The 18,772-nt window shown below is 69.9% G+C and carries 18 protein-coding genes; 14 read left to right on the top strand and 4 right to left on the bottom strand.

Going from position 1 to position 18,772, the window contains the following annotated elements:
- Nucleotides 1-108: 108 nt before the first annotated feature.
- The 8 genes from map (at nucleotide 109) to truA (ending at nucleotide 5,426) form a co-directional block, all read left to right on the top strand.
- A complete protein-coding gene (map, locus tag M1203_RS05405; protein WP_249948325.1) occupies nucleotides 109-945 on the top strand; it encodes a type I methionyl aminopeptidase in 837 nt (278 codons plus the stop codon).
- 283 nt (nucleotides 946-1,228) lie between these two features.
- Complete coding sequence (infA, locus tag M1203_RS05400) at nucleotides 1,229-1,450, top strand: translation initiation factor IF-1 (RefSeq protein ID WP_003956442.1); 222 nt, start codon at nucleotides 1,229-1,231, stop codon at nucleotides 1,448-1,450.
- Nucleotides 1,451-1,505: 55 nt separating this feature from the next.
- Nucleotides 1,506-1,619: a 50S ribosomal protein L36 gene (gene rpmJ, locus M1203_RS05395; protein WP_003956441.1), complete on the top strand. Its 114-nt coding sequence runs from the start codon at nucleotides 1,506-1,508 to the stop codon at nucleotides 1,617-1,619.
- 196 nt (nucleotides 1,620-1,815) lie between these two features.
- Nucleotides 1,816-2,196, top strand: a complete 381-nt coding sequence (gene rpsM / locus M1203_RS05390) for a 30S ribosomal protein S13 (protein ID WP_249948324.1) — start codon at nucleotides 1,816-1,818, stop codon at nucleotides 2,194-2,196.
- 65 nt (nucleotides 2,197-2,261) lie between these two features.
- Nucleotides 2,262-2,666: a 30S ribosomal protein S11 gene (rpsK, locus tag M1203_RS05385; protein WP_003956432.1), complete on the top strand. Its 405-nt coding sequence runs from the start codon at nucleotides 2,262-2,264 to the stop codon at nucleotides 2,664-2,666.
- A gap of 116 nt (nucleotides 2,667-2,782) precedes the next feature.
- Complete coding sequence (locus tag M1203_RS05380) at nucleotides 2,783-3,805, top strand: DNA-directed RNA polymerase subunit alpha (protein ID WP_003956430.1); 1,023 nt, start codon at nucleotides 2,783-2,785, stop codon at nucleotides 3,803-3,805.
- A 102-nt stretch (nucleotides 3,806-3,907) separates the two neighbouring features.
- Complete coding sequence (gene rplQ / locus M1203_RS05375; protein WP_030351453.1) at nucleotides 3,908-4,414, top strand: 50S ribosomal protein L17; 507 nt, start codon at nucleotides 3,908-3,910, stop codon at nucleotides 4,412-4,414.
- A gap of 118 nt (nucleotides 4,415-4,532) precedes the next feature.
- A complete protein-coding gene (truA, locus tag M1203_RS05370) occupies nucleotides 4,533-5,426 on the top strand; it encodes a tRNA pseudouridine(38-40) synthase TruA (protein WP_249948531.1) in 894 nt (297 codons plus the stop codon).
- A gap of 22 nt (nucleotides 5,427-5,448) precedes the next feature.
- Here the strand turns inward: truA and M1203_RS05365 are convergent, their stop codons facing one another.
- Nucleotides 5,449-8,610 (bottom strand): glycosyltransferase family 2 protein, encoded by a 3,162-nt coding sequence (locus M1203_RS05365; protein ID WP_249948323.1) that lies wholly within the window; start codon nucleotides 8,608-8,610, stop codon nucleotides 5,449-5,451.
- Between the two features lie 129 nt (nucleotides 8,611-8,739).
- Complete coding sequence (locus M1203_RS05360; protein WP_249948322.1) at nucleotides 8,740-9,618, bottom strand: hypothetical protein; 879 nt, start codon at nucleotides 9,616-9,618, stop codon at nucleotides 8,740-8,742.
- Between the two features lie 92 nt (nucleotides 9,619-9,710).
- Between M1203_RS05360 and M1203_RS05355 the strand changes: the two genes are divergently transcribed.
- From M1203_RS05355 to glmM, 4 genes are all read left to right on the top strand, one after another.
- On the top strand, nucleotides 9,711-11,330 hold the full coding sequence (locus tag M1203_RS05355; RefSeq protein ID WP_249948321.1) for an ABC-F family ATP-binding cassette domain-containing protein: 1,620 nt from the start codon (nucleotides 9,711-9,713) through the stop codon (nucleotides 11,328-11,330).
- 303 nt (nucleotides 11,331-11,633) lie between these two features.
- Nucleotides 11,634-12,077: a 50S ribosomal protein L13 gene (gene rplM, locus M1203_RS05350; RefSeq protein WP_249948320.1), complete on the top strand. Its 444-nt coding sequence runs from the start codon at nucleotides 11,634-11,636 to the stop codon at nucleotides 12,075-12,077.
- 42 nt (nucleotides 12,078-12,119) lie between these two features.
- A complete protein-coding gene (gene rpsI / locus M1203_RS05345; RefSeq protein ID WP_249948319.1) occupies nucleotides 12,120-12,647 on the top strand; it encodes a 30S ribosomal protein S9 in 528 nt (175 codons plus the stop codon).
- Between the two features lie 210 nt (nucleotides 12,648-12,857).
- Entirely contained in the window at nucleotides 12,858-14,225 is a 1,368-nt protein-coding gene (gene glmM / locus M1203_RS05340) for a phosphoglucosamine mutase (protein WP_249948318.1), read from the top strand.
- Nucleotides 14,226-14,363: 138 nt separating this feature from the next.
- On the opposite strand, the gene M1203_RS05335 is transcribed toward glmM, so the two are convergent.
- A complete protein-coding gene (locus tag M1203_RS05335) occupies nucleotides 14,364-15,323 on the bottom strand; it encodes a DUF389 domain-containing protein (protein ID WP_249948317.1) in 960 nt (319 codons plus the stop codon).
- Between the two features lie 20 nt (nucleotides 15,324-15,343).
- A complete protein-coding gene (coaA, locus tag M1203_RS05330) occupies nucleotides 15,344-16,339 on the bottom strand; it encodes a type I pantothenate kinase (RefSeq protein WP_249948316.1) in 996 nt (331 codons plus the stop codon).
- Between the two features lie 132 nt (nucleotides 16,340-16,471).
- On the opposite strand from coaA, the gene glmS reads away from it, so the two are divergent.
- The gene (glmS, locus tag M1203_RS05325; protein WP_249948315.1) at nucleotides 16,472-18,319 is read left to right on the top strand and encodes a glutamine--fructose-6-phosphate transaminase (isomerizing); all 1,848 of its coding nucleotides are present in this window, start codon (nucleotides 16,472-16,474) and stop codon (nucleotides 18,317-18,319) included.
- 31 nt (nucleotides 18,320-18,350) lie between these two features.
- Nucleotides 18,351-18,719, top strand: a complete 369-nt coding sequence (locus tag M1203_RS05320) for a holo-ACP synthase (protein ID WP_249948314.1) — start codon at nucleotides 18,351-18,353, stop codon at nucleotides 18,717-18,719.
- Nucleotides 18,720-18,772: the final 53 nt, after the last annotated feature.

Here is an 18,772-nt window from a genome sequence, read left to right as displayed (position 1 = left end):
CCGTGGCGTCCCTCGGACGCCACGGCCGTACTGTTGAGCGGTCCGTGTGAAGCGGACGTATTGAGCAAGGCGTATCGGATCAGTCACAGACAGGTGGAAGGCACAGGCATGGTGCAGATCAAGACCCCCGAGCAGATCGCGAAGATGCGTGAGGCGGGACTGGTCGTCGCCGCCGTGCACGCGGCCACCGGCGAGGCGGCGGTGCCGGGCGCCACCACCCGGGATCTGGACCAGGTCGCCCGCAAGGTACTGGCCGAGCACGGAGCCAAGCCGAACTTCCTCGGGTACGGCGGGTTCCCCGCGACCATCTGCACCTCGGTCAACGAGGTCGTCGTCCATGGCATCCCGGACGACAGGACCGTCCTCAAGGACGGCGACATCATCTCCATCGACGCCGGCGCGATCATCGACGGCTGGCACGGCGACGCGGCCTTCACGGCGTTCGTCGGCACCGGTCACGCTCCGGAACTGGTCGAACTCTCCCGGGTGACCGAGGAGTCGATGTGGGCCGGGATCGCGGCGATGCGCGGCGGCAACCGGCTGGTGGACGTGTCCCGGGCGATCGAGACGTACATCCGCAGACAGCCCCGCCCCGGCGGCGGCAAGTACGGGATCATCGAGGACTACGGCGGCCATGGCATCGGCACCGAGATGCACATGGACCCGCATCTGCTGAACTATGTCTCCCGCAAGCGCGGCAAGGGCCCGAAGCTGGTTCCCGGCTTCTGTCTGGCGATCGAGCCGATGGTCTCGCTCGGTACACCGCGTACGGAGGTGCTGGAGGACGAGTGGACGGTCGTCACGACCGATGGCACCTGGTCCTCGCACTGGGAGCACTCCGTGGCGCTGACCGAGGAGGGCCCGCTGGTCCTGACCGCCCCCGACGGGGGCAGGGCGAAGCTCGCCGAGCTGGGTGTCACCGCGGCTCCGGACCCGCTGGCCTGAATGTCGGGGTCGCTGTATCCGGCGGCCGGAGGCCGACGCAGCCGTGCGAAGCCTGTGAGGCGCCCCGGCGCCGAGCCCGCGAGCGGGGCGGTGAGAGAGCAGGCCCGCTGGCCTAGGTAGGGCGCTCCAGGGCGGGCGCTTAAGAATCTCCCCCGGTGGGCAAACTGAACGGATTCGTCTTTTCGAGTGCGCTCCCGTAGACTGACGCGTCGGCTCTGGTGTACCCGTGTGTCCTCATGCGGCTGCCAGAATCGATCAAGGTAGCCGATTCGAAGGGCGAAGCGTGGCCAAGAAGCAAGGTGCCATCGAAATTGAGGGCACCGTGATCGAGTCCCTCCCGAACGCCATGTTCAAGGTGGAGCTGCAGAACGGTCACAAGGTCCTCGCGCACATCAGCGGCAAGATGCGGATGCACTACATCCGTATCCTCCCCGATGACCGGGTCGTGGTGGAGCTGTCTCCGTACGACCTGACGCGTGGCCGGATCGTCTACCGATACAAGTAGATCTTGCTGACATCCCTCACGGGGTGCCCGCACTGACCCGGAGAACCTCAATCCCATGAAGGTCAAGCCGAGCGTCAAGAAGATCTGCGACAAGTGCAAGGTGATCCGCCGTCACGGCCGGGTCATGGTCATCTGCGACAACCTGCGCCACAAGCAGCGCCAGGGCTGACGCAAGACCACCTGCCTCTCGCAGTACTTCGCGCGACGCGAGCAAAATCGTAATGACGCAGTGTCCGGCTCCCACGCGGTGGGACCGACACCTCCGGCGGAGGCCGGGGACCCGGACCGTATCGCTCCCGTAGAGGGAGGGACCGGCAGCCGGGAACGACACTGCGGAAGACCTCCGACATCATCTGGAGCCATGAATGGCACGCCTCGCAGGCGTTGACCTCCCGCGCGACAAGCGCGTCGAGGTCGCCCTCACCTACGTCTTCGGTATCGGGCGCACCCGGTCCAAGGAGACCCTCGCCGCCGTTGGCGTCGACCCGAACATCCGTGTCCGCGACCTTGCCGAGGAAGACCTCGTCAAGATCCGCGAGTACGTGGACGCCAACCTCAAGACCGAGGGTGACCTCCGTCGCGAGATCGCCGCCGACATCCGCCGCAAGGTGGAGATCGGCTGCTACCAGGGTCTGCGTCACCGCCGTGGCCTGCCGGTGCACGGACAGCGCACCAGCACGAACGCTCGTACCCGCAAGGGCCCGCGTCGCGCCATCGCCGGTAAGAAGAAGCCGGGCAAGAAGTAGTCCTCAGCGGACGCTCATCAGCGGTCTTCGCTGTAGGACCGACCACCTCCCTGTAGGAGAAATAGATGCCCCCCAAGGGTCGTCAGGGCGCTGCCAAGAAGGTGCGCCGCAAGGAAAAGAAGAACGTCGCTCACGGGCACGCCCACATCAAGAGCACGTTCAACAACACGATCGTCTCGATCACCGACCCCTCGGGCAATGTGATCTCCTGGGCCTCCGCCGGCCACGTCGGCTTCAAGGGCTCGCGCAAGTCCACCCCCTTCGCCGCGCAGATGGCCGCCGAGTCGGCCGCCCGCCGCGCGCAGGAGCACGGCATGCGCAAGGTCGACGTCTTCGTCAAGGGTCCCGGCTCCGGCCGTGAGACCGCGATCCGTTCGCTCCAGGCCACCGGCCTGGAGGTGGGCTCGATCCAGGACGTCACCCCCACCCCGCACAACGGCTGCCGCCCCCCGAAGCGCCGCCGCGTCTGACCCTTTCCCCGCGCAGGGGAACGGCTCGCGGGCGGTACGGCGCTTCGGTGCCGTGCCGCCCGTACCCTTGTTCTGTTGGCATCAAATAGCGGGTGCCAAGACTGGAGGCATGAACCATGCTTATCGCTCAGCGTCCCTCGCTGACCGAAGAGGTCGTCGACGAATACCGCTCGCGGTTCGTGATCGAGCCGCTGGAGCCGGGCTTCGGCTACACGCTCGGCAACTCCCTTCGGCGTACGCTCCTCTCCTCGATCCCCGGCGCGGCGGTCACGTCGATCCGGATCGACGGTGTCCTGCACGAGTTCACCACCGTGCCGGGCGTCAAGGAGGACGTCACCGACCTCATCCTGAACATCAAGCAGCTGGTCGTCTCCTCGGAGCACGACGAGCCGGTCGTGATGTACCTGCGCAAGCAGGGCCCCGGCCTGGTCACGGCCGCTGACATCGCCCCGCCGGCCGGTGTCGAGGTCCACAACCCCGACCTCGTGCTCGCGACGCTGAACGGCAAGGGCAAGCTGGAGATGGAGCTGACCGTCGAGCGCGGTCGCGGCTATGTCTCCGCCGTCCAGAACAAGCAGGTGGGCCAGGAGATCGGCCGGATTCCGGTCGACTCCATCTACTCGCCGGTGCTCAAGGTCACGTACAAGGTCGAGGCGACCCGTGTCGAGCAGCGCACCGACTTCGACAAGCTGATCGTCGACGTCGAGACCAAGCAGGCCATGCGGCCGCGTGACGCCATGGCGTCCGCCGGTAAGACGCTGGTCGAGCTGTTCGGTCTGGCGCGCGAGCTCAACATCGACGCCGAGGGCATCGACATGGGCCCGTCGCCGACGGACGCGGCGCTCGCCGCCGATCTCGCCCTGCCGATCGAGGAGCTGGAGCTCACCGTTCGGTCGTACAACTGCCTCAAGCGCGAGGGCATCCACTCCGTGGGTGAACTGGTGGCGCGCTCCGAGGCCGATCTGCTCGACATCCGTAACTTCGGTGCCAAGTCGATCGACGAGGTCAAGGCGAAGCTGGCCGGCATGGGCCTGGCCCTCAAGGACAGCCCGCCCGGATTCGACCCGACCGCCGCCGCTGACGCCTTCGGCGCCGACGACGACGCGGACGCCGGGTTCGTGGAGACCGAGCAGTACTGAACCGCCTCCGGAGCGTGAGCTCCGGGTTCCGGCGGGCGATCGCCCGTCCGGGAACTGACACCGGTACCTGATACGGCCGGTGCAGACACAAGGAGATACACCATGCCGAAGCCCGCCAAGGGTGCCCGTCTGGGCGGCAGCGCCGCGCACGAGAAGCTGCTCCTCGCGAACCTCGCGAAGTCGCTCTTCGAGCACGGCCGCATCACCACGACCGAGGCCAAGGCCCGCCGCCTGCGCCCGATCGCGGAGCGTTTCATCACCAAGGCGAAGAAGGGCGACATCCACAACCGTCGTCTGGTGCTGCAGTCGATCACGGACAAGAGCGTCGTCCACACGCTCTTCACCGAGATCGCCCCGCGGTACGAGAACCGCCCCGGTGGTTACACGCGCATCACCAAGATCGGCAACCGTCGTGGCGACAACGCCCCGATGGCGGTCATCGAGCTGGTCGAGGCCCTGACCGTGGCGCAGCAGGCCACCGGTGAGGCCGAGGCGGCGACGAAGCGCGCGGTCAAGGAAGACGCCCTCAAGAAGGACGAGGCTCCGGCCGAGGCCGTCGAGGACGCCAAGCCGGCCGCCGAGGCCGAGTCGGAGTCCAAGGACGCCTGAGCGTTCTGACGACTGACGGACGGGTCCGCTCCCTCTGGGGGGCGGGCCCGTTCTGTATGGAAAACGCTGACGGGTGTGTCAGGTGGGTCAGGTGGAGCACGTGAGTCAGGTGGGTCAGGTGAGCGAGGACATCGAGGGCGCGGCGCCCGGACACGTACGGATACGTCTTGACCTGTCGTACGACGGCAAGGACTTCTCCGGCTGGGCGAGGCAGCGGACCCGGCGGACCGTACAGGGCGAGATCGAGGACGCGCTGCGTACGGTGACGCGGTCGTCGCGTACGTACGAGCTGACCGTCGCCGGACGTACGGACGCGGGTGTGCACGCGCGCGGACAGGTCGCGCATGTCGATCTGCCGGACGACGTGTGGGCCGAGCACCGGGAGCGGCTGCTGCGGCGGCTCGCGGGGCGGCTCAGCCATGACGTACGGGTCTGGAAGGTCACCGAGGCGCCCCCGGGCTTCAACGCGCGCTTCTCGGCCGTCTGGCGGCGCTACGCGTACCGCGTGACCGACCATCCCGGGGGTGTCGATCCGCTGCTGCGCGGTCATGTGCTGTGGCACGACTGGCCGTTGGACGTGGCGGCGATGAACGCGGCGTCCGCGGGGCTGCGCGGCGAGCACGACTTCGCGGCGTACTGCAAGCGGCGCGAGGGCGCGACGACCATCCGTACGCTCCAGCGGCTGGAGTGGGAGCGTGACGCGCACGGGGTGATCACCGCGACCGTGCGGGCCGATGCCTTCTGCCACAACATGGTGCGCTCGCTGGTGGGCGCGCTGCTGTTCGTGGGCGACGGGCACCGGCCCGTGGAGTGGCCGGCGAAGGTGCTGGCGGCGGGGGTGCGCGACTCGGCGGTGCATGTCGTACGGCCGCACGGGCTCACCCTGGAGGAGGTCGGCTATCCGGCCGACGAACTGCTGGGCGAGCGGAACCGCGCGGCACGCAACAAGCGGACGCTGGGCGCGAACCTGAACGGGGACGGGGACGGCGGCGGGGACGCGGGCTGCTGCTGAGCTCGGCCCCGCCGGGCTGAGTTCAGCCCCGCCGCAGCCGCCGGGCGAGGCGGCGCAGCGGTCCCGGCGCGGGCGCCGGCGTGGCCCGCGCATGGGGAGCGGGCTCCGGCTCGGGCACCGCGACGCGCAGGGACAGATCGCGCTGCGGATTGGTCCAGTACGGCGTGACACGGCGGTCCCGCGCGGTCGGGTGCGGCACGGCCGTGAGCTGTTCCGGCACCTCGGGGCCGCGCCGGGAGCCGAGCCGCGCCGACTTCGTCCAGCCGAGCGCGGTCAGGCGTACGGACAGATCCCAGACGCCGTCGCCGAGCGCGGCGCCGTCCAGCGCCGTGGCGAGGTCGAGCCGGGCCGTCCCGGCGATGCTCAGCACGCCTTCGGGGCGGAAGACGGTGGTCTTCGTGGGCAGCCGGTACTCGGCGCCGCTGGCGCGTTCGCGCAGGACGAGGACGACGGACGCCTTGGCGGGGGAGGCGCCGCCGGTGAGCGGTTCGCGGGCGAGCCGGTCCCGCAGGGCAGGGGAGAGACCGGCCGGTGCCAGCGCCTCCTGATCCGTACCGGTGTCGGTGACGCCCAGCGGTCCGTCGGCGCCGTGCAGCTCGCCCGTGAAGGCCACCCGCAGACCGCCGCCGTCGTTCAGCCAGGACAGCGCGTCCAGCCGCGCGTGGCAGACGACGGAGGACTCCCAGGCGGCGAGCGCCACCAGATCGTCGAGCCGGTCGTCGGTGATCAGCCCGACGGCCACCCGGCGCGCGGCGGGCAGACCGGCCACCGACGTGTCCGAGATGCCGTCCACGACGACCGCGCGGATCGCCCGGAACAGCTCGTGCCGCGCCTCCTCGTCCAGGTCGAGCAGGCGCTTGCCGCTCAGCCGGTCCAGGATCTCCACGCGCAGCCAGCGCCGGTGCAGCCGGTCGCGCGCCGCCCCGGGCCCGACGAGGCCGTCGACGGTCTTCAGCAGGGCGCGCAGCTCGGGGTAGAACTCCCCGGGCGGTAGGGCGGGGCCCGCGCCGGCCGGACCGTAGTGGTAGCAGACATAGCTGCCGAGGACGGCGGTGCGGCCCGCCCGGAGGGTGGCCTCGGCGGTGAACGCCTGCTCGGCCAGCTGCCCGCCGCCGACGGGGAAGCGCAGCCCCTGCCCGTCGAGCGGCCCGTGCCCGTCGCGCATCCCGTGCCCGTCGAGGAAGGCGCGGTCGAACAGCTTGTTGGCGGTCAGGCTGTCGGCCAGCGGGTCCTTGGCGAGGGTGGCGCGCGGCCGGTCCCGTACGAACAGCTCGCGGGGGACGGCGCGGCCCTTGCCCGCGAGTTTCCCGGCGACGATGTCGGCGTCGTGCTCGATGCCGTACGCGTACATCCGCTCAAGGGCTTCCGTGCCGAGCCGGTCGCCCGGCTCCATGTACAGCACGTACTGGCCGGTCGCGGTGTCGGTCCCGGTGTTACGGGGATCGTTGCCCGGCGCCGCGTCCGGCACGGTGATCACCTCGATGTCCTCCGCCGGCAGGGTCTGGGCGGCGAGTGAGGCGAGGGTGGTCTCCACGGCCTCGGGCGCCGCCCCGGCGGTGGGTACGACGACGCTGACCTTCGGCGGCCGGGGACCCGGCACCGCGTCGGTCGCGCGTACGGTCAGGGTCAGCCCGTCCTCGGTGAGCGCGCCGGTGATCTCGTGTCCGCCGAGGATCTCCGGGCCGGGCAGAGCCACCTCCCCGGGCGCCGTGTCCCCGCCGAGCCGTGTGTACCGGTCGAAGCCCGCGCCCATGAGCCTGATCTGCACCTCCCAGACGCCCTCGGCGAGGGGCCCGCCGCCCGCGCCGCGCAGCGGGTCGACGGCGAGGGTGCCGCGGACGACGGGCCGTACGAGCACGGTGCCCTCGGGCACGGCGCCGACGAGGCCGTCCGGGACGGGCTCCTCCTCCAGGACCAGAGACGTCTCGCGGTCGGGGAGCCACACATGCGCGGTCTCCGCGTGGCGCAGCAGCACATCGGCCCTGAAGGACTTCAACTCGTCGGTCACATCGACGGGTTCGGACAGGACACCGTCCGTCAGGGCGGGCGCGAGGAAGTACCGGTCGCCGCGCCGGGCCAGCAGCAGACCGGACCCGTCGTGGGCGCCGTCGGGGCCGGGTTCGCCCGCGAACCGGGCGGTGAACGACGCCTTGAACCGGTCCCGGCTCCAGTCCGCACGCTCGATCGCGCAGCGCGCGGCGAGATCCGTCTGCCTGCGGGTGAACTCGGTCAGTTCCGCCGGTCTGTTCTCCCGGAGCAGGGCCGACCTGGTCCGCTGTACGGCGGCCAGCCCCGTGTGCACGCCGTCCGTCATGAACTCCTCGGCCAGCTCGCGCACCACCGCGAACGGGTCGTCCCGGAACGGCGGGTCGACCAGCAGGCCCTTGGGCGGCTCGCCCAGCCGGTGCAGCATCTCCACCCGGTAGAAGCGGCGCAGGAGCCGGTCGCGCTCGGGCCCCGGCTCGGTGCCCGCGACGACGGTCGCCATGACCTCGCGGAGATTCCCGTAGTAACGGCGCGGGTCCATGGCGGCCGTACCGGCGTTCTCGGCGTCCTCACGGGCCCAGTACGCGTAGCAGACGTAGTCGCCCAGGACGGAGACCACGGACGCCTTGAGATAGGCGCGGACCATGAAGAGCTGGTCCTCCAGGATCCAGGGCCCCTCGGGGTGCGCGATGCCGTGTTCGCGCAGGAACGCGGTCCGGAACATCTTGTGCGGGGTGAGGCTGTCGATGAGCGGCGCGTCCCGCACCGTGCAGCTCTCCCGGGTCCGGGTCATCAGACCGTACGGGACGCCCCGGCTGCGGAAGTTGCTGGCGACCTTGCCGATGACGATGTCGGAGTCGTTGCGCGCGGCCATGCCGTACAGCCGCTCCAGCGCCTCGGGCGCGAGCCGGTCGTCGTGGTCGGCGAACTGCACGTACTGACCGTTCGCCCGCTCCACGCCGATGTTGCGCGGCTTTCCCGGCCAGCCCGAGTTGGGAATGCGCTCCATCCGGAAGTGGTCGTGCTCGGCGACCAGGGCCGCCAGCCGCTCCGGGGTCTCGTCGGTCGAGCCGTCGTCGACGAAGAGCACCTCGAACTCGTCGCTGGGCAGGGTCTGCCCGAGCAGCGACCCGACCAGCGGCTCGATGTGGATTCCCGAGTTGTACGTCGGAACCACCACGGTGACTTTGACCGCCATCCACCCCACGTCCTCTGTGCGTTCACCAGCGCCCCACAAGTTGCGCAGACTGTACACAGCGCGGAGCACGCGCCGTGCCGGGGAACGGCCACGGCGCGCGCGGGCGGGGGCTGTGGGGCCGGGACCGGGTTACTGGTCGACGGGGGCCGTGGCCGCGGCCGACGCCTGGGCCCTGCCCCGTTCGAGGATCTGGCGGAAGGCGAACTCCGCGACATCGTCCCCGGTGGTGAAGACGTCCTTGTCCGCCGTGGTGACGTTCTTGCCGGAGGTGAAGCCGCCGACCGTGAAGTAGACGTACCTGCCGTACGAGTTGGTGGTCTTGCGGCAGATCGAGGGAGCCCGGCAGAAGGTCGGCACACCGGCGCCGGAGAGCGAGGCGATGCCGTCCTGCGCCTGGTCCTTGGCCTTCAGCGCCAGCGCCTCCGTCTCGAAGACCGCGACGCCGACGGTGACGGCGACCCCGTCCCTGCTGTACGTGGCGCGGATGACCTGGTCACAGCTGTTCGAGGCGAGGATGGAGCCGAGCGCGCCCTGTGCCGCCGCGGCGCAGTTGGTGGTGCGGGCCGTGGCACCCTTCGCGTAGACGCGGTCGCTCATCGTGAGCTTGTCCCCGGGGAAGAGGGTGTCGGCGCTCAGCGGCGCCTTGTCCTTGTCGGCGCCGGAGACATAGTCCTTCGGGTTCGGCGGCGGCAGCGGCTGGACCGAGGAGAAGGTGGGCTCCGCCTCGGGGCTCTGGTCCGGCAGATCGGTGGGCGTGGGCAGATCGTTGGCGGTGTTCTCCGTGCCGCGGTCGTTCCCGCCGTTCATGGAGACGACGGCGGTCGCCACGATCGCGGCTATCGCGCCGGTCGCGAGCACGCCACCACCGATCATCAGCCAGCGTTTGCGACGGGTACGCGCGGCGGAGGCGTCCGCGAGAGCGGCCCAATCCGGTGTCTGTGTGCCGTGCGGGTCATGGTCCGGTGAACCGGGGCCGCCCCAGGAGGGCCCCCCTTGCCCAAAGCTCATGGCGCGAGTTTAGACCGCCCGATGACCGGGGAGCGGCCCGGGAATCCGAAAAGGATTGGGCTCCGGCGCCACCTGCACCGACAATGCCGGACATGGGACATGTTGACGCCGCGCACCTGGAGTACTACCTCCCCGACGGACGGGTGCTGCTCGGCGACGCCTCGTTCCGCGTCGCGGAGGGCTCCGTCGTCGCTCTCGTCGGGGCCAACGGCGCCGGCAAGACCACGCTGCTGAGGCTGATCGCGGGGGAGCTCACGCCGCACGGCGGCTCGGTGACGGTCAGCGGCGGGCTCGGTGTGATGTCGCAGTTCGTGGGGTCGGTACGGGACGAGCGCACGGTCCGTGACCTGCTGGTCTCGGTCGCGCAGCCGCGCGTGCGGGAAGCCGCGACGGCCGTGGACGCGGCCGAGCACGGCATCATGACGGTCGACGACGAGGCCGCGCAGATGCGGTACGCGCAGGCGCTGAGCGACTGGGCGGAGGCGCGCGGCTACGAGGCCGAGACGGTCTGGGACATGTGCACGACGGCGGCGCTCGGTGTCCCGTACGAGAAGGCGCAGTGGCGCGAGCTGCGCACCCTGAGCGGCGGCGAGCAGAAACGGCTGGTGCTGGAGGCGCTGCTGCGCGGGCCCGACCAGGTGCTGCTGCTCGACGAGCCGGACAACTATCTGGACGTGCCGGGCAAGCGGTGGCTGGAGGAGCGGCTGAAGGAGACCCGTAAGACGGTCCTCTTCATCTCCCACGACCGGGAGCTGCTGGCCAGGGCCGCCGAGAAGATCGTCAGCGTGGAGCCCGGCCCGGCCGGCTCCGACGTGTGGGTGCACGGCGGCGGGTTCGGTACGTACCACCAGGCGCGCAAGGAGCGCTTCGCGCGCTTCGAGGAGCTGAAGCGGCGCTGGGACGAGGAGCACGCCCGGCTGAAGGCGCTGGTGCACCGGCTGCGGCAGCAGGCGGCGATCAGCCCCGACATGGCCTCGCGCTACCGGGCGATGCAGACGCGCTTCAAGAAATTCGAGGACGCCGGGCCGCCGCCGGAGCCGCCGCGCGAGCAGGAGATCACCATGCGGCTGCGGGGCGGCCGTACCGGCGTGCGGGCCGTGACCTGCGAGGACCTGGAGCTGACCGGGCTGATGAAGCCGTTCTCGCTGGAGATCTACTACGGCGAGCGGGTCGCGGTCCTCGGTTCGAACGGCTCCGGCAAGTCCCACTTCCTGCGGCTGCTGGCCGGTGAGGACGTACGGCACAGCGGCACCTGGAAGCTGGGCGCGCGGGTCGTACCGGGCCACTTCGCGCAGACCCACGCCCACCCCGAGCTGCTGGGCCGCACCCTGGTCGACATCCTGTGGACGGAGCACGCGAAGGACCGCGGCGGCGCGATGAGCGTGCTGCGCCGTTACGAGCTGGAGCGCCAGGGCGACCAGCCCTTCGAGAAGCTGTCGGGCGGCCAGCAGGCGCGCTTCCAGATCCTGCTCCTCGAACTGTGCGGCACGACCGCGCTGCTCCTGGACGAGCCGACCGACAACCTGGACCTGGAGTCGGCGGAGGCTCTTCAGGACGGCCTTGAGGTCTACGACGGGACGGTGCTCGCGGTCACCCACGACCGCTGGTTCGCGCGCTCCTTCGACCGGTATCTGGTATTCGGCTCGGACGGGGTCGTACGGGAGACGACGGAGCCCGTGTGGGACGAGCGACGGGTGGTACGGGAGCGGTAACGGACCGTACGGGGGAGCGCGCGCGGGTGGTACGGGCGATATGGGCGCGCGCCCCTTGGCACCTGGGGCCCGAGGGACGCGACCCCCGTTTTGACCCGTACGGGGCACCGACGGTATTCTTCTGGTTCGTTATGCGTATTGGCTTGGTCGTTCTCACGCGAGGGGCCCTTACGCCGGTCCACCGGGCCGATGGACAGCGGTAGTGCACGGGTTGCGTCCCCGGAGTACCACCAGGGCTGTCGTGATCGTCCGGGTGGCCTTGTCAGGACTCCACTTTCACTGAAGAAGCGAAGGCATACGACCGTGCGTACGTACAGCCCCAAGCCCGGCGATGTGACGCGCCAGTGGCACATCATCGACGCGCAGGACATCGTCCTGGGCCGTCTGGCGACCACCGCCGCCAACCTTCTGCGCGGTAAGCACAAGGCGATCTACGCGCCCCACGTCGACACCGGTGACTTCGTCATCATCATCAACGCCGACAAGGTGCACCTGTCCGGCAACAAGCGGACCCAGAAGATGGCGTACCGCCACTCCGGATACCCGGGTGGTCTGCGCTCCGTCCGCTATGACGAGCTGCTCGCCAAGAACCCCGAGAAGGCCGTCGAGAAGGCCATCAAGGGCATGATCCCCAAGAACTCCCTGGGCCGTCAGATGCTCTCGAAGCTGAAGGTGTACTCGGGTGACCAGCACCCGCACGCCGCTCAGCAGCCGGTCCCGTTCGAGATCACCCAGGTCGCGCAGTAGTTCCGGCCACCCCCTAAGACGAAAAGAAATCTGAGGAGCATCGTGGCCGAGACCACTGCAGAGACCCCCGTCGAAGCCCCCGAGGCGGAAGAGACGTACGCCGAGGTGACGACCTTCGAGTCGGAGACCCCGGTCGAGGGCGAGTACACCTCCGAGTCGATGGCGTCCCGCTTCGGCGACCCGCAGCCGGCGGCCGGCCTGGGCCGTCGCAAGAACGCCATCGCCCGCGTCCGGATCGTCCCGGGCACCGGCAAGTGGAAGATCAACGGTCGCACCCTTGAGGACTACTTCCCCAACAAGGTGCACCAGCAGGCTGTCAACGAGCCCTTCAAGGTGCTTGAGCTCGACAACCGCTACGACGTCATCGCCCGTATCTCGGGTGGCGGCGTCTCCGGCCAGGCCGGCGCCCTGCGTCTCGGTGTGGCCCGCTCGCTGAACGAGGCGGACGTGGACAACAACCGCGCCCCGCTGAAGAAGGCCGGCTTCCTGAGCCGCGACGACCGCGCGGTCGAGCGCAAGAAGGCCGGTCTGAAGAAGGCCCGCAAGGCGCCGCAGTACAGCAAGCGCTAAATCGCTCGCTTGCCGGCTGGCTTTACGGCCCTCTACGGCATCCGAACGCCCCGGCGGCACTCCGTGCTGCCGGGGCGTTCGTTTTATTGGTTACTCGGGCGTATAACAGCATCAGGCGCTCAGAACTTTGCATGGGTTTGCGTTTTCGAAATCTTTTCGCTCGGGGTGAGATCGGTGATGCCGGCTCCGGGCGTTCTCGGAGGGAGAGCTGTGGGACGACTCTTCGGCACGGACGGTGTGCGCGGTGTCGCCAACGCCGATCTGACGGCCGAGCTGGCGCTCGGACTTTCGGTCGCGGCGGCGCATGTGCTCGCCGAAGTGGGGACATTCGAGGGGCATCGGCCCACGGCGGTGGTCGGACGCGATCCCCGTGCCTCCGGTGAATTCCTGGAGGCCGCTGTCGTGGCGGGCCTGGCGAGCGCGGGCGTGGACGTCCTGCGGGTCGGTGTGCTGCCGACCCCCGCGGTGGCGTATCTCACCGGGGTGCTCGGCGCGGACCTCGGCGTGATGCTCTCCGCGAGCCACAACGCCATGCCCGACAACGGCATCAAGTTCTTCGCGCGCGGCGGCCATAAACTCGCCGACGAGCTGGAGGACCGTATCGAGGCCGCCTATTACGAGAACACCGTGCACCGCACCGGCGCCCCCTGGGAGCGGCCGACCGGTGCCGGAGTCGGGCGGGTCCGCTCGTACGACGAAGGTTTCGATCAGTACGTGGCACATCTGATCGCTGTGCTGCCGAACCGGCTCGACGGGCTGAAGGTCGTCCTGGACGAGGCACACGGCGCGGCGGCCCGGGTGTCACCGGAGGCGTTCACCCGCGCCGGCGCCGAGGTCATCACGATCGGCGCTGAGCCGGACGGGCTGAATATCAACGACGGATGCGGCTCCACCCATCTGGACCAGCTCAAGGCCGCGGTCGTCGAGCACGGCGCCGACTTCGGCATCGCGCACGACGGCGACGCGGACCGCTGTCTGGCCGTGGACGGCGCGGGCGAGGAGGTCGACGGCGACCAGATCCTCGCCGTACTCGCCCTCGCGATGCGCGAGGCGGGCACGCTGCGCGGTGACGCGGTGGTCGGGACGGTCATGTCCAACCTCGGGTTCAAGCTCGCGATGGAGCGCGAGGGCATCCATCTCGTCGAGACCGCGGTCGGCGACCGCTACGTACTGGAGTCGATGAAGGAGCACGGCTACGCACTCGGCGGCGAGCAGTCGGGCCATGTCATCGTCCTCGACCACGCCACCACCGGCGACGGCACCCTCACCGGTCTGCTGCTCGCGGCCCGGGTCGCCGCGACGGGCCGAGGGCTGGCCGACCTCGCGGGTGTCATGCGACGGCTGCCGCAGGTGCTCATCAATGTGCCCGACGTCGACAAGTCGCGGGTGAAGACCTCCGCCGAACTGGCGTCGGCGGTCGCCGAGGCCGAGCGCGAACTGGGCTCCACGGGCCGCGTCCTGCTGCGCCCCTCGGGCACGGAGCCGGTGGTGCGGGTGATGGTCGAGGCGGCCGACATCGACCAGGCGCGCTCGGTGGCGAGCCGGCTGGCGGACGCGGTGAAGTCGGCGCTCGGCTGAAGGCACTGAGCCGGCAAGGTGTTCTCGCGGCCCGGACCCCGGCGGGGGCCCGGGCCGCCTGACGTGGGCCGCCTCGTGCGCGCCGGACGACGCGACGGGGCAAACATTGCCGGGAGGGGCACTGGGTTCGGTGCCGGTTCAGGGCCGTACGCGGGGGACGCCCGTACGCCGTATCCGTCCCCGGTGTTTCGCCCACAGGGCCTTCTGGGCGAGCAGCGTGAGCGTACCGGCGGCGACGATGCCCGCCAGGTTCAGCAGGAGCTGGCTGCTGGAGCCCCATACCTGCGCGAAGTCGCCGTAGCCGAGGGCCACTGCCGCGTTGGCCGCCGCCGGGACCGTCGTCACCGAGATGGCGACCCCCACCAGCGCGCCCGACTTCGCGGAGGTCAGCGAGAGCGTCCCGGCCACGCCCGCGAGCGCCGCCACCACCAGGGAGAACAGGTCCGGGTTCCAGATGAACGAGGTGTTCGGGCGGTCGGCCTCCAGCATGGACTCCGTGAAGAGCCCGAAACCGTCCATCACCAGACTGAAGACGGTCGTCAGCCCCATCGCCACCGCGAACCCGGCGATCAGCGCGATCAGCGAGCGCCACGCCAGCAGCGGGGCGCGCTGCACCAGCGCCGTACAGATCCCGGCCAGCGGGCCGAACTCCGGACCCACCGCCATCGCGCCCACGATCAGGATCGCGTTGTCCAGCACCACACCGCAGGCCGCGATCATCGTCGCGAGGGTGAGGAACGCCAGATAGGTGAGGGAGAGCGAGGACTCCTCGTGGGTCACGTCCTCCAAGTGCTCCCACAGCACGGCGTCGGCGCCCTCGCCGGGCGCCTCCTCCGCCGCCTCGTCCGCCCGCTTCGAGAGCGACAGGTCGATGTTCTCCACCGAGATCGAACCGGTCTCGTCGATCCCGAGGCCGCGCAGATCCGCGATCAGTCCGTCGCACGCCTCGCGCGCCACGTCGCACATGACCAGATCGCCCACCGGGTCGCGGGAGGCCCCCGGCACGACGACGAGATGCGTCGTGCCGACGGTACGCTCCACGGCCCCCACGACCTCGTCGGTACGCCCGGTGGGCACGAGCAGACGTAGATGCAGCACGCTGACGGTTCCTCAGCTCTTCAGAGTTTGCGCAGAGACAGCCGCTGGACCTTGTGGTCGGGGCCCTTGCGCAGGACCAGTGTGGCGCGGCTGCGCGTGGGCGCCACGTTCTCCAGGAGATTGGGTTTGTTGATGGTCCGCCACATCGTCCTGGCGTAGTCGAGGGACTCCTCCTCGGAGACCTGGGTGTACTTCCTGAAGTACGAAGCGGGGTCCTGGAAGGCCGTCTCGCGCAGCTTGCGGAAGCGGTTCAGATACCAGCTCTCGATGTCCTCGGCGCGGGCGTCGACATACACGCTGAAGTCGAAGTAGTCGGCGAGACCGACCCTGGTCCTGCCGTCCTTCCCGGGCAGTGCGGGCTGGAGGACGTTGAGACCCTCGACGATGAGGATGTCGGGCCGCCGTACGGTGAGCAGTTCGTCCGGCACGATGTCGTAGATCAGATGTGAGTAGACCGGCGCGGTGACCTCGTCCTTGCCCGCCTTGATGTCGGCGACGAAGCGGGTCAGCGCCCGGCGGTCGTACGACTCGGGGAAGCCCTTGCGCGACATCAGCCCACGGGCCTGGAGTTCCTTCATCGGGAGCAGGAAGCCGTCGGTGGTGACGCGTTCGACGCGGGGGTGCTCCGGCCAGCGGGCGAGCAGCGCCTGCAACAGCCGGGCCACCGTGGACTTCCCGACGGCGACACTGCCCGCCACGCCTATGACGAACGGTGTGCCGCGCTGGGCGCCGTGCCCGTTGCCCGCGTCCCCGAGGAAGGTGTTCAGCGCGCCGCGCAGCCCCGCCGTGGCCTGGACATAGAGATTGAGCAGCCGGGAGAGCGGCAGATAGACGTCCCGTACCTCGTCGAGGTCGATGACATCGCCGAGCCCGCGCAACCGCTCGACCTCCTCGGCGGAGAGGGGCAGCGGCGTCTTGTCGCGCAGTGCGCTCCACTCGGCCCGGCTGAGGTCGACATAGGGCGTCGGCCCATGGTCGCCCCGGCGTGGGGCGCTTCGTGGCGGCGAAGTGATCACCTTGCCATTGTCGGGGGTGGTGGGCCCCGGTGGGTGGTGTGCTAAGTCACGTGCCCGGGGCGCTACGAGACGCATGGAGCGCCCCACCGACCGGTCCACGAAGATCGACCGGACACCACCTAGGCTGCCGACATGTGTGGAATCGTGGGATATGTCGGAGGACAGTCGGCGCTCGACGTGGTCATCGCGGGCCTCAAACGGCTTGAGTACCGGGGGTACGACTCCGCCGGAGTCGCGGTGCTCGCCGACGGCGGGCTGGCCGCTGCGAAGAAGGCGGGCAAGCTCGTCAACCTGGAGAAGACGCTGGTGGAACGGCCGTTGCCGAGCGGCACCACCGGTATCGGGCATACCCGGTGGGCCACACACGGCGGCCCGACCGATGTCAACGCCCACCCCCATCTGGACAACGCGGGACGCGTCGCCGTCGTACACAACGGCATCATCGAGAACTTCGCCGCGCTCCGCGCCGAGCTCGCCGGGCGCGGCCATGACCTGGAGTCGGAGACCGACACCGAGGCCGTGGCGCATCTGCTCGCCGAGGCGTTCTCGTCGTGCGGCGATCTCGCCGAGTCGATGCGGCAGGTGTGCCGGCGGCTGGAGGGAGCCTTCACGCTCGTCGCCGTGCACGCCGACGAGCCGGACGTGGTGGTCGGCGCGCGCCGCAACTCCCCGCTGGTGGTGGGCGTCGGGGACGGCGAGTCCTTCCTCGCCTCGGACGTCGCCGCGTTCATCGCCCATACGCGCGCCGCGATCGAACTCGGCCAGGACCAGGTCGTCGAACTGCGCCGCGACGGCGTGCTGGTGACGGACTTCGACGGCGCGCCGGCCGACGTCCGTTCGTACCACGTGGACTGGGACGCGTCCGCCGCCGAGAAGGGCGGCTACGACTACTTCATGCTCAAGGAGATCGCGGAACAGCCCAAGGCGGTCGCGGACACCCTCCTCGGACGGATCGACGCCGAGGGCTCGCTGACGCTCGATGAGGTACGTATCCCGGCCGCCGTGCTGCGCGAGGCGGACAAGGTCGTCATCGTGGCGTGCGGGACGGCCTTCCACGCCGGGCTGATCGCGAAGTACGCCATCGAGCACTGGACGAGGCTGCCCTGCGAGGTGGAGCTGGCCAGCGAGTTCCGCTACCGGGACCCGATCCTGGACCGGCGCACGCTGGTGGTCGCGATCTCGCAGTCCGGCGAGACCATGGACACGCTCATGGCGCTGCGGCACGCCCGCGAACAGGGCGCGAAGGTGCTGGCCATCTGCAATACGAACGGTTCGACGATCCCGAGGGAGTCGGACGCGGTCCTCTACACGCACGCGGGCCCCGAGGTCGCCGTCGCCTCGACCAAGGCGTTCCTGACCCAGCTGGTGGCCTGCTATCTGGTCGCGCTGTATCTGGGGCAGCGGCGCGGTACGAAGTGGGGCGACGAGATCAGGGCCGTCATCCGGGATCTGTCGCGGATCTCCCGCGAGGTGGAGCGGGTCCTGGAGACGATGGAGCCGGTACGGGCCCTGGCGCGCTCGCTCAAGGACAAGCGGACGGTGCTGTTCCTGGGCCGGCACGTGGGCTATCCGGTGGCCCTGGAGGGCGCGCTCAAGCTCAAGGAACTGGCGTACATGCACGCCGAGGGGTTCGCGGCCGGTGAGCTGAAGCACGGCCCCATCGCGCTGATCGAGGAGGATCTGCCGGTGGTGGTGGTCGTACCCTCGCCGCGCGGGCGTTCGGTGCTGCACGACAAGATCGTGTCCAACATCCAGGAGATCCGGGCCAGGGGCGCGCGCACGATCGTGATCGCGGAGGAGGGGGACGACGCGGTGGTGCCGTACGCGGATCATCTGATCCGTATCCCCGCGACGCCTACGCTGCTTCAGCCGCTGGTCGCGACGGTGCCGTTGCAGGTGTTCGCGTGCGAGCTCGCGACGGCGCGCGGCAATGAGGTGGACCAGCCGAGGAACCTGGCGAAGTCCGTGACCGTGGAGTAAGGACGGCGAGAAGCCGGACAAGGAGGATGAGTTGATCATCGGGGTGGGGATCGACGTGGCGGAGATCGACCGGTTCGGGGAGTCGTTGCGGCGGACACCGCAACTGGCCGACCGGCTCTTCTCGGAGCGGGAGTTGCTGCTGCCGAGCGGCGAGCGGCGTGGAGTGGCCTCCTTGGCGGCGCGGTTCGCCGCGAAGGAGGCCGTGGCCAAGGCGCTGGGCGCGCCCGTCGGACTGCGCTGGGCGGACGCCGAGGTATGCGTCGAGGACAGCGGGCAGCCACGGCTGCGGGTACGGGGAACGGTCGCGGCGCGCGCCGCGGAGCTGGGCGTACGGAACTGGCATGTCTCGCTCAGCCACGATGCGGGGGTGGCGTCCGCCGTGGTGATCGCGGAGGGTTGAGGATAGGCCGAGGACGGCCGGCGACGGTGGGCGAACGCGGGCGACGACGGTGG

The organism is Streptomyces sp. 35G-GA-8, assembly GCF_023534745.1.
GTDB lineage: Bacteria > Actinomycetota > Actinomycetes > Streptomycetales > Streptomycetaceae > Streptomyces.
Note: the sequence above shows the minus strand (reverse complement) of the source record. Positions and strands in the feature narration are given on the sequence as shown.